The 16,686-nt window shown below is 37.4% G+C and carries 11 protein-coding genes and 1 tRNA gene; 4 read left to right on the top strand and 8 right to left on the bottom strand.

Going from position 1 to position 16,686, the window contains the following annotated elements:
* Window positions 1-334: 334 nt before the first annotated feature.
* Window positions 335-411, bottom strand: a tRNA-Arg gene (locus ACFINF_RS06040).
* Between the two features lie 263 nt (window positions 412-674).
* Between ACFINF_RS06040 and ACFINF_RS06035 the strand changes: the two genes are divergently transcribed.
* Both ACFINF_RS06035 and ACFINF_RS06030 read left to right on the top strand, forming a co-directional pair.
* Window positions 675-1,448 carry an NAD kinase gene (locus ACFINF_RS06035; protein WP_012755068.1) on the top strand — a complete coding sequence of 258 codons (774 nt, stop codon included), beginning with the start codon at window positions 675-677 and terminating at the stop codon, window positions 1,446-1,448.
* Between the two features lie 146 nt (window positions 1,449-1,594).
* On the top strand, window positions 1,595-2,998 hold the full coding sequence (locus ACFINF_RS06030; RefSeq protein ID WP_273788120.1) for a DEAD/DEAH box helicase: 1,404 nt from the start codon (window positions 1,595-1,597) through the stop codon (window positions 2,996-2,998).
* A gap of 59 nt (window positions 2,999-3,057) precedes the next feature.
* Here the strand turns inward: ACFINF_RS06030 and gltX (ACFINF_RS06025) are convergent, their stop codons facing one another.
* The 7 genes from gltX (ACFINF_RS06025) to ACFINF_RS05995 all read right to left on the bottom strand — a co-directional run bounded on the left by gltX (ACFINF_RS06025) (window position 3,058) and on the right by ACFINF_RS05995 (window position 13,387).
* On the bottom strand, window positions 3,058-4,431 hold the full coding sequence (gltX, locus tag ACFINF_RS06025) for a glutamate--tRNA ligase (protein WP_375620087.1): 1,374 nt from the start codon (window positions 4,429-4,431) through the stop codon (window positions 3,058-3,060).
* 10 nt (window positions 4,432-4,441) lie between these two features.
* Window positions 4,442-6,103: an NAD+ synthase gene (locus ACFINF_RS06020; protein ID WP_375620086.1), complete on the bottom strand. Its 1,662-nt coding sequence runs from the start codon at window positions 6,101-6,103 to the stop codon at window positions 4,442-4,444.
* 123 nt (window positions 6,104-6,226) lie between these two features.
* Complete coding sequence (locus ACFINF_RS06015) at window positions 6,227-7,606, bottom strand: class II 3-deoxy-7-phosphoheptulonate synthase (RefSeq protein WP_375620085.1); 1,380 nt, start codon at window positions 7,604-7,606, stop codon at window positions 6,227-6,229.
* 68 nt (window positions 7,607-7,674) lie between these two features.
* Window positions 7,675-9,066: a glutathione-disulfide reductase gene (gene gor, locus ACFINF_RS06010; RefSeq protein ID WP_012755063.1), complete on the bottom strand. Its 1,392-nt coding sequence runs from the start codon at window positions 9,064-9,066 to the stop codon at window positions 7,675-7,677.
* A 205-nt stretch (window positions 9,067-9,271) separates the two neighbouring features.
* A complete protein-coding gene (locus ACFINF_RS06005; protein ID WP_375620084.1) occupies window positions 9,272-9,841 on the bottom strand; it encodes a DUF2059 domain-containing protein in 570 nt (189 codons plus the stop codon).
* Between the two features lie 105 nt (window positions 9,842-9,946).
* Window positions 9,947-10,651 (bottom strand): ribose-5-phosphate isomerase RpiA, encoded by a 705-nt coding sequence (gene rpiA / locus ACFINF_RS06000; RefSeq protein ID WP_273788125.1) that lies wholly within the window; start codon window positions 10,649-10,651, stop codon window positions 9,947-9,949.
* 471 nt (window positions 10,652-11,122) lie between these two features.
* Window positions 11,123-13,387, bottom strand: a complete 2,265-nt coding sequence (locus ACFINF_RS05995; RefSeq protein WP_375620083.1) for a ComEC/Rec2 family competence protein — start codon at window positions 13,385-13,387, stop codon at window positions 11,123-11,125.
* 113 nt (window positions 13,388-13,500) lie between these two features.
* On the opposite strand from ACFINF_RS05995, the gene gltX (ACFINF_RS05990) reads away from it, so the two are divergent.
* Together gltX (ACFINF_RS05990) and gltA are read left to right on the top strand one after the other, a co-directional pair.
* The gene (gene gltX / locus ACFINF_RS05990) at window positions 13,501-14,931 is read left to right on the top strand and encodes a glutamate--tRNA ligase (RefSeq protein ID WP_375620082.1); all 1,431 of its coding nucleotides are present in this window, start codon (window positions 13,501-13,503) and stop codon (window positions 14,929-14,931) included.
* A 261-nt stretch (window positions 14,932-15,192) separates the two neighbouring features.
* Window positions 15,193-16,488, top strand: a complete 1,296-nt coding sequence (gltA, locus tag ACFINF_RS05985; RefSeq protein ID WP_375620081.1) for a citrate synthase — start codon at window positions 15,193-15,195, stop codon at window positions 16,486-16,488.
* Window positions 16,489-16,686: the final 198 nt, after the last annotated feature.

Below are 16,686 nucleotides of genomic sequence, written 5' to 3'. Positions count from 1 at the left end.
CTATTTTAATGCTCAAAACAATATATTTAGCGATCTACTGTCAAAATTGCCAGATCAATTATACAATAACATATTGAATTAATATGTATTTTTATGTTATATATGTTATAATTAAATTGAAAGCATATTTAGATAATTTTGCTTTTTTATCTCGATATTCAAAATGACTAACCGAAAAGTTATATACGCAGCCGTAAATTTTACTTCTCTTAAAATCATTTTCTTATTCGCTATAAAACTTAGTAAACAACTCAAATGACCATTTTCATAAAAGAGGAAATTGGCTTCTTTTTAGGTAATATTGTTATTTAGGATAATATGAAGTTGAAGAATTTGGTGCACCCGACAGAATTCGAATCTGTGACCTCTGCCTTCGGAGGGCAGCGCTCTATCCAGCTGAGCTACGGGTGCTTCAAACTGATTATTAAAATCAGTTATGGTCTTTTAACCAATCATACTCTTAGCTTCAATGCTAAATTATCATTTTAATAAAAAATTACTTGTTTGTAGCTTATCTAACAACACACTCCTCTTACTTTTCAATGATACTTTACCTTGAAATAACTTCTCTTTATTCAATGCTCTTTTTATTATAAAAAGAGCTTTTGTTACAACTTCAAAACTCTCAAAAATAAGTTACAACATACATTAATAAGTATCAGGATAATTTTTTAATGACTACATTACCAAGTCGCTTTCATTTTATTTCCGCAGAAACTGAGGACGCTATCAAAGCTACCCATAAATTAATTTCCGTTTATGGTCATTCTTCTCTGGAAGAAACTGATATTGTTGTTGCAATCGGTGGTGATGGGACAATGTTACAAACCGTACGAGACGTCATGAACACAGGCAAACCTATTTATGGTATGAATCAAGGTTCTGTAGGATTTCTTATGAATGAATTTCATGAAAAAAAATTACCCAATCGTATTGCTGTCGCACATAAAAAAGAAATTCATCCCCTGCGCATGATTGCAAAATCTGAATGTCAAGATTCTATCGAGGCGCTTGCAATTAATGAAGTATCCCTCTTTCGGCAATCTTATCAAGCCGCAAAAATTCGCATCACCATTGATAACAACGTACGCATGGAACAATTAAGTTGTGATGGTGTCCTCGTCGCTACACCAGCTGGATCGACCGCCTATAATTTATCAGCACAAGGACCTATCTTACCTCTTATGGCCCCCCTTATGGCCCTCACTCCCGTTAGTCCTTTTCGCCCTCGGCGTTGGCATGGAGCTTTGCTTCCCAATACAGTAATAGTGCGCTTTGATATGCTTGAACCTGACAAACGCCCTGTCAACGCTGCTGCAGATAATATTGAAGTTAAATCTGTTCATTCAGTTACTATTTCAATGGCAACAGAAGTAACAGCTTCAATCCTTTTTGACTCAAATCATTCATGGGATGAGCGCATTTTATCAGAACAATTTCGCTATTAATGATTGTATTATGCGTTTTATATGTATATGATTGTTATAGTTAGTTTTTTTGTGAAAACATCTTAACACTTTTTAAGAGTGTAGAATATTGGTTATAATCATCATTTAGATAGCGCAGTTAAAATCACAGAGCAATTGATAAAAAAATGATACCATCTTTAAACAGTTTTGATGATTTAGGTCTTTCCGCAAAGGTTATTAATGCGGTGAAATCAGCGGGATATACAACTCCAACACCTATTCAAAGTGAAACAATTCCGCATGTCCTTCAAAGAAAAGATGTTTTAGGAATCGCCCAAACGGGAACAGGTAAAACCGCTTCTTTCGTATTGCCTATGCTCACTCTCCTTGAAAAAGGTCGTGCAAGAGCACGAATGCCCCGTACGCTCATCTTAGAACCAACACGAGAAATTGCAGCTCAAGTTGAAGAAAATTTCGATAAATACGGAATAAATCATCGTTTAAATGTTGCTCTTTTGATTGGTGGAGTTTCTTTTGAACTCCAAGATCGCAAACTTGAACGGGGAGCTGATGTTCTTATCGCAACGCCAGGACGCCTTCTTGATCATTGCGAGCGCGGTAAACTGCTCCTGATGGGCGTTGAAATCCTTGTTATTGATGAAGCTGATCGCATGTTGGATATGGGCTTTATTCCTGATATTGAACGCATCTGTAAGCTAACTCCTTTTACGCGTCAAACTTTGTTCTTTTCTGCAACAATGGCACCAGAAATTACAAAATTAACGAAACAATTTTTACATTCTCCTGTATCTGTTGAAGTTACAAAAGCATCCTCAACCGCAACCACAATTACACAGAGGCTCGTCAAATCTGGAAGTAAGTCATGGGATAAAAGAGCTGTTTTGCGAGAACTTATTCATAATGAAGGTGCAGAGCTTCAAAATGCAATCATTTTCTGTAATCGAAAGAGAGATATCTCTGAACTTTTTAGATCGCTCATCAAACATAACTTTAATGTAGGGGCACTTCATGGAGATATGGACCAATATTCGCGCATGAACACCCTAGCTGATTTTAAAAATAATAAACTTACACTTCTTGTTGCTTCTGATGTTGCTGCCCGTGGACTCGATATTCCAGCTGTAAGTCATGTCTTTAACTATGATGTTCCTACACATGCTGAAGACTATATCCATCGAATTGGTCGTACAGGGCGTGCAAATCGTAGCGGAAAAGCTTTTACAATTGTCACAAAAGCTGATCAAAAATATATCAATGCCATTGAGGAAATGAGTAATGAAAAAATTGAATGGCTCAATGGAGATCTCTCAACTTTAATAGTCGATGATCAAACAGAAGATATTGTTGTAAAGAAAAAATCTTCAAAATCATCAAAGAAAACTGCTCCCAAAGAGCCTGTTGCTCACACTAAAAAATCTGTAGAAGAGAATAAAACAGAATATATCAAAAATGCAAATAATAAAGAGAAACCCTCTGAGCACCAACGCCCACGAAAAAATAAGAATTACACGCCCCTTGGATTTGGTGATGATATTCCTGCTTTCATGCTTATAAAAACGTGTAAATAAATCCGTTCTTTACTCTCTTGAAGAGTGAAATGAACGAAATGCTTTAAAAAAAGCCGCTCTTATTTCCTAGAGAGTCTTTCTGCTATCTTTTCACGCCCTAAAAGCTGCAAAATTTTTCCCATTTCAGGTCCATGATCCATGCCTGTAAGTGCCTGACGTAATGGCATAAATAAAGCTTTTCCTTTTCGACCTGTTTTTTCTTTTAATGCTGTTGTCCAAATTTTCCAACTTTCCTCCTTCAAAGCACCTTCAGGTAAGAAATCGAGTGATTGGCGCACAAAAGCACGATCCTCTAGTGTCACTGTATCAAAATTCTGTTCATCATGAATGATTTTCCACCACAAAACAGCATCATTGACTTTATTAATATTGCTTCTTATCGCGTTCCAGAAATATTCCGCCTTATCTCCCTCAATAGAAAGTTTTTTAAGGCGCATTTTTACTTCCTCATAGGTTAACTCATGGACAAGATGACTATTCAAAGCAAGAAGATCAGCAATATCAAATTTTGCAACGGATCTTGACGTATCTTGGAGATTAAAATGCTCTAAAAGCGCTGCTTGATTAGGATAGGGATGCACATTTTGCGATGTCCCAATCAAAACGGCAAGGCATTGAACCGCTATAGATTCAAATCCTTCTTCCCGTAGAGAACGAATAGAAAGATCATTGTTACGTTTTGAAAATCCTTTTCCTAAAACTGTCGCCAATAAATTGGTATGAGCAAAAACCGGTAATTCTGCATTAAGAGCTTTAAAAAGAGCAATTTGAGCGCCTGTATTTGTAATATGATCATCCCCACGAATAATATGCGTAATAGCCATATCTACATCATCAACGATAGACGGCAATGTATAAAGGTAGCTTCCATCTTCACGAATAAGAACAGGATCTGAAAGAGAAGCCAAATCAATCGTCTGCTTTCCCTTTATTGCATCATTCCAGCAAACTTCTGTTCGCTTTGTTTGCAAAGGATCACTTTCAAAATTAGGAAGAAGAAATCGCCAATGGGGTTTACGACCTTGAGATTCAAAGTTTTTTTTCTCTTCTGCTGTCAATTTTAATGCTGCACGGTTATAAATAGGAGGCAATTTACGTGAAAGCTGGATTTTACGACGCCGCTCTAATTCTTCTGCAGTCTCATAACAGGGATAAAGAAGCCCGCGTTGTTTGAGAGTTTCCGCAACTTCATCATATCGATTAAATCGCTTAGATTGATAATAAATTGAATCTGGTTGAATACCAAGCCATTCAAGGTCAACAGCAATAGCATCGATATATTCTTGTTTAGAACGTTCAACATCTGTATCATCATAGCGCAAAATAAATTCTCCCTTATACGCTTGCGCATAAAGCCAATTGAAAAGCGCACTACGGATATTGCCAATATGAATATAACCTGTTGGAGAGGGAGCAAAACGAACTTTAACCATAAAATAATACTCAATTTTTATCGCGAAAATGATTGACTATGGGATAGCGACGATCGCGTCCGAAACTCTTGTAACTGATTTTTACACCGAGTGCAGATTGTCGTCTTTTATATTCGGCACCATAAAGAAGCTGTTCAACTTTCTCAACAGTTTCCCGTGAATGCCCACGTTTAATAATATCACAAATACTCATGTCATTTTCTACAAGAGATTGCAAGATATCATCTAGAATAGGATAAGGCGGAAGAGAATCTTCATCTTTTTGATTTTCCCGCAGCTCTGCAGAAGGCGCTTTTTCTATAATATTGGATGGAATGACAATCCCTTCTGGTCCTCTCAAATTGTGCAAGTGATTTTTATTGCGCCACTCAGCTAATGCATAAACCTGCATTTTATAAATATCTTTAAGAGGATTAAACCCGCCATTCATATCACCATACAGTGTCGCATATCCTACAGCCATTTCTGACTTATTGCCTGTCGTTACCACCAATGAACCGAATTTATTTGAAAGAGCCATTAAAAGTGTACCGCGTATACGACTTTGAAGATTTTCTTCTGTTATATCAGGGGGTAAGCCTAGAAAAACTGGCGTCATTGTCTTAAAAAAAGCTTCAACAGGTTGCTCAATCGGTATTATTTCATAATGACATCCTAGAAGTTGTGCACATTCTTTAGCATCTTTTAACGATTCTTGTGAAGTATAGTGATAAGGCATCATAATGGTGCGAACTCTCTCAGAGCCAAGAGCATCCACCGCCATTGCCGTACACAGGGCTGAATCAATTCCTCCTGAAAGACCAAGAATAACATCCTTAAAGCGATTTTTATTAACGTAATCTCTCAAACCTAAAACACAAGCTTGATAATCGGCCGCTAATCCATTGAGAAGACTTTCATTAGGACCTGAAATACAGTGCCATCCCGTCGTTATTTTTTGCCAATGGCTTAAAGCAATATGGCTATCAAAGTGCTTCATTTGAAATATCTTTTTTCCTTCTCCATTCAAGGCAAAAGACCCACCATCAAAAACGAGCTCATCTTGACCACCAACTTGATTAGCATAAATAATTGGTACCCCAGATCGTAGAGCTTGCGTATGAACAACATCTATACGTTTTAAGATTTTATTACGATAGTAGGGAGATCCGTTAAGGACAAGAATAATTTCCGCTCCTTTATTACCAAGCTCCGCACAAAGTGAAGAATCATTCCAAATATCTTCACAAATCACTATTCCTAGTCCTACCCCACGATAGATAAGAGGCTCAGGTCGTGGGCCTGAAGAAAATAAACGCTTTTCATCAAATTCAGCATAATTAGGTAGATCAAACTTCAAACTTTCGGCAATGACTCGCCCTTCATCAAGAAGCATGACACCGTTGTAAATATTGCCATTGCGTCTTAATGGAAGACCAATGACAATTCCTGGTCCGCCTACGGTTATCTTTGCTAATTTCTTAACAGTCTCTTCACATGTTTTTGTAAAAGCAGGTTTTAGAACAAGATCTTCCGGCGGATAAGCGCTTATAAAAAGTTCCGTGAATAAAACAAGATCAGCCCCCTCTTCTTTGGCCTTTTGATGTGCCATGACAGCCAAAGAAAAATTCCCCTCAATATCACCAACTATAGGATTTAATTGGGCAATTGATACCCGAAAATCATTTTTCATAAGCCTTTGTATCATTTCATCAGTTTAGCAACCACAACTTTATTCTTCATCATCAGGAAATATCACTTTTTTAAAAATTCTCTTCTGCCATAATGACCTAAAAGTATATTAGGAAATTTTTTCCTACCCACCAGCAGCAATTCCTAACGAATCAGTCACACGATTTTTTTTAAGGAGTTCAGCAACAAGAAAAGCCAATTCTAACGCTTGATCTGCATTTAACCGTGGATCACATTGCGTATGATAACGATCAGATAAATCGTCTACAGAAATAGCATGCGCCCCTCCTGTACATTCAGTAACATCACGACCTGTCATCTCAATATGGATGCCTCCTGGATAAGTTCCCTCTCCATGATGTACTGCAAAAAAATTCTCTACTTCTTTTAAAACATAATCAAAGGGACGCGTCTTATAACCATTGGCAGTAATCGTATTGCCATGCATTGGATCACATGACCATATAACCGCACGCTTCTCACGTTCAACGGCACGGATGAGTTTAGGCAGATAACTTTCAACTTTATCATACCCAAAACGCGTAATGAGAGTAAGCCGCCCCAGCTCGTTTTCTGGATTTAAAATATCAATTAATTTTAAAAGCTCATCAGACTCAATGGAAGGACCACATTTTAATCCTATAGGATTTTTAATGCCGCGACAATATTCAACGTGAGCATGGTCAATCTGACGTGTACGGTCACCAATCCATACCATATGACCGGATGTTGCATACCAATTTCCTGAAGTTGAATCAATCCGAGTCAAAGCCTCTTCATAACCAAGCAAAAGTGCTTCATGACTGGTATAAAAAGATGTTTCACGCAATGAAGAATGTGTTTTGGATGTAATCCCTATAGAACGCATAAAATCAATTGCTTCAGAAATACGCTCTGCCAATAATTCATAACGTTCCCCCTGCGGACTGTTAGAAACAAAACTCAACATCCATGTGTGTACATTTTCTAAATTAGCATAGCCACCTTGTGAAAAAGCACGCAATAGATTAAGTGTTGCCGCAGATTGGCGATAAGCCATAGACATCCGTTGCGGATCTGGAATACGAGAATCGGCTTCAAACTCAATGCCATTAATAATATCCCCCCGATAAGCAGGAAATTCAACTCCCTCTTTGCTTTCGATATCAGAAGAGCGGGGCTTTGCAAATTGACCAGCAATACGACCAATTTTAACAACCGGTTTAGAACTACCAAAGGTTAAAACAATCGCCATTTGCAAAAATACACGAAAAAAATCACGGATATTATCAGCTTCATGTTCTGCAAAGCTTTCGGCACAATCACCACCTTGCAATAAAAAAGCTTGTCCTTTTGCAACAGCTGCTAATTCATTTTTTAAATCACGTGCTTCACCAGCAAAAACTAAAGGAGGATAACTTCTCAGTTTTCGTTCAACATCTTCTAACATAGACTTATCCGGATAAGTCGGAACTTGTTTAATTGGCCTTGTTCTCCAAGAGTCAGGTGCCCATTCTTTTATCATTACACTCTCTCTAAAGATTAATCTTACAGATTGGCATATCAAAAGCTTTTTACCGCAATATATGCTGTTTAACTTTCTATTTTCTTCCCATTTTCATATATATAACTTGGTTTATACATCGTTACCAATTCTTCTGCCATCGTTGGATGCACTGCCATCGTTTCATCAAAGATATCCTTCGTCAGCTTTCCTTTGAGAGCTATCCCAATAAGCTGTGCCATCTCACCAGCGTTTTCCCCTAAAATATGAGCGCCCACAACAATACGGCTTTCACCATCAACAATGAGTTTCATAAGCATTTTCTCTGAACTATCAGAAAGAACATTACGCATAGGACGAAAAACTGTACGATAAATTTCAAGACGCTTATAACGACGTACCGCATCTTCTTCTGAAAGACCAACTGTTCCAATCTCTGGCTGAGAAAAAACTGCCGTCGTAATTAAATCATAATCAGGTGTCGTGGGAATATTCTCAAACGCAGTCTTCACGAAACACATTGCATCATGAATCGCAACAGGTGTTAATTGAATATGACCTGTTACATCACCAACAGCCCAAATGTGGGGTACATTCGTTGTCATTCTTTCATCAACAACAACTGCACCAAATTCATCCACTTGAACACCTGCTCGCTCAAGTCTTAAACCTGTTGTATTTGGTACACGCCCCGTAGCCAACATAATCTGATCGGCACTAATCGTTTGCCCATTTGATAAAATAACTTCATAACAATTTTCTGCAGCCTGCACTTTAGAAATTGTTACACCATAGAGAATAGAAATCCCTTTTTCAGTCATTTCATCGCTGAGCAATTGACGCAAATCATGATCAAAACCACGAAGGATTAAATCACCACGATGGAGCAGCGTTGTTTTTACACCTAATTCATGAAAAATATTAGCAAATTCAACACCAATATACCCTCCACCAACAATGACTATTGATTTTGGGAGTTGATCAAGGTCAAAAATCTCATTAGAAGTGAGGCAAAATCCACCGCCTTCTATGGAAGTATTTGGTGCAACTTTTGCCCCTGTTGCAATCAAAATTTTTTCTGCACTTACCCGCTCACCCGTGGCAGAAAGCTCTAATGTGTGATCATCTACAAAAGTAGCACGACTTTCATAAATATGCACATTGTTATTCTCTAATCCCTTACGATACAGCCCTTCTAACCTTGATATTTCTTTATTTTTAGCTGCAACCAACTTTTCCCAACTAAAAATTGGATCCGCATATTTCCACCCAAAACCAACACTTTTCTTAAATTCTTTTACATATTGTGATGCATAAACATAAAGTTTTTTGGGAACACAACCACGAATAACACAAGTGCCCCCTATCCGATATTCTTCTGCTATAGCAACTCGCTTACCAAGTCCTCCAGCAAGCCGTGCTGCACGCACTCCACCAGAACCACTTCCAATAACAAATAAATCAAAGTCAAAAGAGCCCACGAATTATTCCTTCTTATGTATCTGCAAGAATAGGCTAAGATCATTTATTATCAAATGAAAGTCTTTTTTTCTTTTGAAGAAGCATTTTTTTATAAAGCCGTATTCTAAAAAGACCTACTCTCATTAAAATATTAAAAACGGCGGGAAAACCGCCGCTATTTAAAAAGTCAGAAATTGCCCAGTGGTTGTCATGATATCAATCAAGCTATTTTTTATTTTCTGAAGATTCTGATTTTATAGGTATATTTGTAGGCATAGTAGAATTATTCAAATTAAGTATTTCAGACATCTCTTTTTTCACATTTTCTACAAAATCCCGCATAAGCGCAGAACGCCATACATCAAATGCTGAATAAGAATCACGTGCGATATTGGGAACTTCTGTCAAAAACTTTTTACCGGTATCAGAACTGTAGAATGCTGTTATTGCATCAAGCTCTTTTTGAGTAAAATATTTTGCATATACATGAGCAATCTCTTTTTCTAGATCAGAGCGCCTTTTAATTAAAGCAAGCGCCTGCTTATCAACAATATCAGAAATAGCCTCTGCCAAATTTGGATCATCCCTCATCAGTGCAGTTTTAAGATCATCTACCGCATTTGGTAAAAAACTATCAAACTGATCTGTTGCGTGAATGGCACTTATAGCTTTTCTAGCTGAAGCTAAATGTTGATCGCTCACACCTTGTGCATAAGCCATTCCAATATTCACAGTAAAAATAGCAATTGCACCAAAATATACGACAAAACGCTGAAAAGAAAATATTATTCTCATTTAATGATTACCCCGATCGCTAATTATAATTTTAATTCGTTTTCTATCTAAAATCTTTAAGATCTTTTTTTACTGTGCTAACATATCGTCATGAAACTGTCTTCTCTAAAAATCAAAAGATTCTAAAATTTTTGTTTGACCATCGGCCATAGCTACAATTGCACGTGAAGCCAATCCCAAAAAAAGGCCATGCTCAACAACACCAGGAATGGCAAGAAGTGCGTCCGATAATGGTTTTGGTTCCAAAATGCAGCCCCAAAATGCATCAAGAATAAAATGACCACCATCTGTTTCAAAAGGATTTTTTCCATTCATTCGCAATACAATTTCTCCAGAAAGCCCTAAGTCATCAGCGACTTTTTCGATGGCTCTGCGTGTTGTATGGATACCAAATGGATTAACTTCAATTGGTAGTGCAAAAGCACCAAGTCGTTTTACCACCTTTGTTTCATCAGCAATGACAAGCATTGCACGGGATGCCGATGCTACAATTTTTTCATACAACAATGCTCCCCCTCCACCTTTAATGAGCATCATCTCAGGACCAATTTCATCTGCTCCGTCAATATCAAGATCCAGTTCAGGTATTTGTTCTAAAGTGCTAACAGGCACTCCAAACTTACGACAGAGTTGTTCAGAATATCGTGAAGTAGCAACACCAGTCACTCGCAAACCATCCGAAACACGCTCACCAAGAAGACGGATAAATTCATTGACTGTCGAACCAGATCCAATACCAAGCCGCATATCATCTTCAATAAATTCAAGCGCTTTAATAGCTGCCATTTTTTTTAACTGCTGAACATCCATGAATGACTTTGCCTTTTATCCGTATAAGCAGCATTTATCACCCCTATTACCACCGATAATAATGATAATAAAAGATAACCTCTTGACGCAATCTATTTAAATTTACCATCATCTTTTGCTTGAAGAGATGTTACTCGTTATAGAAATATATGATAAGAATAAAATAGAATAATCAACAATTATCTTTTTTATTTCTTTGAGAAAATTTGTTAGCATTTTTCTCATTCAATAAAAATTTTTGATTTATCTTGTGCTATCAATAGGATGCACATATTGATTTTTTTTGAAAAATTTAAAATGATCAGATATAAAAATCATCTATTTCTAGAAAACTGTAGGTTATTATCTCGTTTCAATGACTTTGATAAACTTACTAATTTAAATACCGCAAAATTTTATCAGAAAAGTCTTCTATTATTTTTTGTTTTATCATTATCCAAATGTGAAGCAAAATATGATAGATTATATTTTTTATGAATGCTGTCTGTGCATATTCCATGGTCTATGAAACCCTAGCGAAGACCAAATAATATCTCCACCTTTGGTCATCATAACGCTTCCTCGTGATAACAATTGTTGAGGCGTAAATATTATTTTTGCCTTCTTATAACATGTTGGATTACGCATTACAAATGTCTGAATGAGAATATCTGCCTCTACACATTGATCTGTTTCTCTCTGTAAAACAACCACTTTTAATCCATTCTCTAATAATGACGTACATACATGATAATCACAAATAAATTGTCCGTGCAATGAAGGACCATATTTTGTTGGTTTAATCGTTTCATTCACACGAAATGACTTTTTCCATATGGATGTCGTGAACTTAGAAATATGGTAACGATCAATATATAATTTTTTATCATGGATAACGCCCACGAGACGCATATTATCTGCTATAATCAGTTGTACAGGTGAATGCATTACACAAATAGAAATACCAGCCAAAATAAACAAACTAAAAAAGAGCCGGATGGGTGTTTTGCAAAAAGTCAGTCCAACCAAGCCTATACTCAATAAAACCAACGCAGATAACGGCATAAAACCAGGATTCAAATCAGGAGAAATAGCCTTGATAGCATGCGCAATCTTTATCACAAGATCAACACCAAACCCCATAATTTGAAGGGGAAGCCATTCGAATCCTCCTAACATTGCGAGGACTGCAATTAATCCAAAAGGAATGACGAAAATTGAAATGACAGGCAAAGCAAAAGCATTACTGATAATGCTCAAAGATGCCGTATTAGAAAAATGATAAGCAGCATAAATTCCACTTGCACTCCCTGCAACAAGGGAAGAAGCACATGTTGAAAGCATCGATAAGAAAGCAAAATTTATCACTCCTCCTCCAACATAAGAGGGAGTTGTTTTTCTTTTACGAAAAAATGATCTTCCACTCCACCAATCAAAAAAAGCGATCAAAGCAGCAGTCGCAGAAAAGGACATTTGAAAGCTAGGACCTAATATTTCATGGGGTGTCATCGCCAGGGTTATCAACCCTGCAATAGAAAAATTACGCATTGTTATAGCAGAGCAATTACACAATATAGCAAACAACATAACAGCAATCATCACAAAACTTCTTTGTGCTGATATTGCTAAGCCCGACAATAACAAATAAAAAGCTGTTATCATAAACGCAACGATAGCAGCAAATTTTTTACTGGAATAATAGGAAGAAAAAACTGGAAAAAATGCTAAAAAACTACGGATACTCAAAAGAACTATGCCGCTTAACAACGCCATATGTAAACCTGATATTGATAAAATATGGGCTAATCCAGCCGTACGTAATGCTTCATTTGTCTCATTTGAAATGCCAGCACGCTGCCCTGTTATGAGAGCAGCAGCAACACTCCCCTTTTCTCCTTCAAGGGCTATACGGATTCTTTGTGTCATCTTCGTGCGTAAATTTTCAATTTTCTGTAGAATGATAGCGAATATTCCATCAGGCTGCGAAACCGATATTTTTCTTGGTTTTCCTAAATAAACGCCTTGTGCCCCAATTCTTTTAAAATAATTATGAAAACTAAAATCGTAGCCTCCTGGACGCACTGGCCCAGAAAATGCACGAATCTTAACTTTCCCATATAGTCCATCACCAATTGCTAAGCCAGATGGCAAATATCTTGCCGATAAACGAATACGATGAAGACTATGGCATAATATGGGCTTTTCTGTACTCAAAACATCCAAAACTAAACGAAATCCCCCTTTGGTGCCTGACTCAATAGAAACAATTCTTCCCGTCAATGTGGTGACGATGTCACTGCTTAACATGGGTGTTGCAATACGCCACGTTTCTATTTTTGCCGCCAAAGCACCCAATATAATACAAAACAAAAATCCCACGGGAATCCATATTTTTCGATAAAAACGTGCAACATAGAATATTCCCAGAAAAATACTGACCAACGCCCCCAATTGTCCCCAACTTGGCTCCCACTCTAAATGAAAATAAAAAATGATTCCTAGGGCAAAAAAGACTAAAATCAGCGAAAAAAGGATACCAAAAGAAACTTCTTTATTGATACAATCTTCTAGCCATTTGCGAAAACGAATGATTACTTCTTTTGAGAGTGTCAATAAAAAAAGTTTTTGTTGGTTATAACTACCGTTCTTTGCATCATCATATCTAGAAAAAATACTCTGCCCTATTTGACATGGCTTTTTTCTTTCTGTAACAGATTTTTCGGATAAACCCTCTTTAACTTTACTTTGATAAAACATCCGCCCCCCACTTTAACTCGCAATAATGGCTATTGCACACCCCATCACCTATGCTAACATGATTTTTCTATAAAGTTCTATAAGTAATATCTCAGTTTAAAGGAAAATATTTCGTGTCTGTTATTACTCGTTTTGCCCCTTCACCCACTGGCTTCCTTCATATTGGTGGCGCTCGTACTGCTCTTTTTAATTGGCTTTATGCAAAACATACCGGTGGAAAAATGCTTTTACGAATTGAAGATACGGACCGAGAGCGCTCAACAGCAGCAGCTGTAAAAGCTATTATAGATGGCTTGCACTGGATGGGGCTTAGTTATGATGGCGCCCCTATTTCGCAATTTGAACGTGCTGAACGTCACCGCCAAATCGCCAAACAGTTGGTCGAAAATGACAAAGCATATTATTGTTATGCTTCACCTGAGGAGTTAGCTGAAATGCGTGAAAAAGCCCGTGCAGAAGGGCGCCCACCACGTTATGATGGACGTTGGCGGAACCGTGATCGTTCTGAAGCTCCTAAAGGTATTAAGCCTGTTATTCGCATCAAAGCCCCTGAAGATGGAGAAACGATTGTACATGATCGTGTTCAAGGTGATGTTCGTTTTCCTAATAAAGATCTCGATGACTTTATTATTTTGCGTTCTGATGGTTCGCCTACCTATATGCATGCTGTTGTCGTTGATGATCATGATATGGGCATTACACATATTATACGTGGTGATGATCATCTTACCAATGCTGCCCGACAAATGATCATCTTTAAGGCAATGGGATGGGACATTCCTGTTATGGCACATATTCCTCTTATTCATGGTGAAAACGGTGCAAAATTATCAAAGCGACATGGTGCACTCGGTGTTGATGCCTACCGAACAATGGGATATCTTCCTGCTGCTTTGCGTAATTACCTTGTCCGTTTAGGTTGGAGTCATGGTGATGACGAACTGATGTCGCTTAAAGATATGATTTCTTGGTTTGACATTGAGGATATTAACAAAGGTGCTGCTCGTTTTGATCTCAAAAAGCTCGATTCCATCAACGGACACTATATGCGCATGAGTAATGATCAAGAACTTTTTGATGCCGCTCTTAATATTCTACCAGAAACCGATAGGGGAGCACAAATTATTGAAAGACTTGATGAAAAACGCCGTGTTCAATTTTTAAAAGCAATCCCGCATTTAAAAGAACGTTCAAAAACACTGTGCGAACTGATTGACAATGCCTCCTTCATTTTTACGCAACGACCTTTACAACTTGATGAAAAGGCACAAATGCTCTTAGATAAAAATGGACGAACCATTTTAAATGATCTTTATCTTGCCTTGAAAGCTTGCCCCTCTTGGGATACAAAAACCCTAAATGAAACACTGCGCTCTTGTGTACAAACACAGAATCTCAAATTTGGATCTATCGCCCAACCACTGCGCGCAGCTCTTACAGGATGTGTAACATCACCAGGTGTTTTGGATGTTCTTATTTTATTAGGACGCGATGAATCCCTTAATCGCATCAAGGACCAACTTATCACAACAATATGTTCATGATGTGTACTGAGTATATTTTCTCAAATAGGGATCTATACAGATATCTCAACGTGCCCTAGAAGAGTTTTTATGTTATATCATTGAAATACATTTTTTATTGAGTAATAATGATCAATAAGGAAATATTTTAGATTGCATGTGCCCACTTTTAGAGGCAATCTACCTTTAAATATAAGTAAGAAAAGCTTCAGTTATACATCCCCCACTCTGATGAAGCAGAGTCTTAATTTTTAGAAGTGAAGGATCTGAAAGGAATACCGAATGTCTGAGAATAACGCATATATTATTGTGAATGATAAAAAAGTAGAGCTTCCCTTGCGTAAAGGCACGAGTGGACCTGAAGTCATTGAAATTGCTTCTCTCTACAAAAAAGCCGATATTTTTACTTATGATCCTGGTTTTACTTCAACAGCTTCTTGTGAATCAAAAATTACTTATATCGACGGTGATAAAGGCATATTACTTTATCGTGGTTATCCTATTGATCAATTAGCTGAAAAAGGAGACTTTCTCGAAAGTTGTTATCTTTTACTTTATGGTGAACTCCCAACACAGCAAGAAAAAAATGAATTTGATCGATGTATTATGCAGCATACCATGGTACACGAACAGTTTGCACGCTTTTTCCATGGCTTCCGCCGTGATTCTCATCCTATGGCCGTCATGGTTGCCTGCCTTGGCGCTATGTCTGCGTTCTATCACGACTCTATTGATATTACAGATCCTCACCAGAGAATGATTGCTTCTGTTCGTCTTATCTCAAAAGTTCCAACGCTTGCTGCTATGGCCTATAAATACAGTATCGGACAAGCATTTGTTTATCCACGTAATGATCTTAGTTATGCTGCAAATTTCCTTCGTATGTGCTTTGCTGTTCCTTGTGAAGAATATAAAATACCCCCTGTACTTGCTCGAGCGATGGATCAAATCTTTATCCTTCATGCAGATCATGAACAAAATGCTTCTACATCTACGGTACGTCTTGCTGGATCCTCGGGTGCTAATCCGTTTGCCTGTATTGCAGCAGGCGTTGCATGCCTTTGGGGACCAGCACATGGTGGTGCCAATGAAGCATGTCTAAAAATGCTACAAGAAATAGGTTCTATTGAAAGAATTCCTGAATTTATTGCACGTGCAAAAGATAAAAATGATCCTTTCCGCCTTATGGGCTTTGGGCACCGTGTCTATAAAAATTATGACCCACGTGCAAAAATCATGCAAAAAACCTGTCATGAAGTTTTAAAAGAACTCAACATTCAAGATGACCCGCTTCTTGATATTGCAATAGAACTTGAAAAAATTGCCTTAAGTGATGAATATTTTATTGAAAAAAAGCTTTATCCCAATGTTGATTTCTATTCCGGTATTACATTAAAAGCTCTAGGTTTTCCAACTGAAATGTTTACTGTTCTTTTTGCATTGGCGCGCAGTGTCGGGTGGGTAGCACAATGGAAAGAAATGATTGAAGACCCTGCACAAAAAATTGGTCGTCCTCGACAACTCTACACAGGTTATGCTATGCGTGACTATGTTCCTATAGATGAACGTGCAAATTAAAAAAAGAAATCAATAAAGCTTCAGTAAACTGAAGCTTTATTGAGAATAATCCAAAAACATCCTTTAAGAATTTTTATAAAACGTGATTTAAAAACTCTTTCTACAGAGGTAATCTCATCATAAAAATTTACTAAAAAATTCTAAGTTTTCAATTGAGAACATCCTTCTGCAAATTAGCCAAACATTTAGCAAAAAGAA

The sequence above is a fragment of the Bartonella sp. TS25HLJMH genome, from assembly GCF_042193505.1.
GTDB classification, from domain to species: domain Bacteria; phylum Pseudomonadota; class Alphaproteobacteria; order Rhizobiales; family Rhizobiaceae; genus Bartonella; species Bartonella grahamii.
The sequence above is the reverse complement of the archived record's forward strand: the minus strand, read 5'-3'. Positions and strand labels throughout refer to the sequence as shown.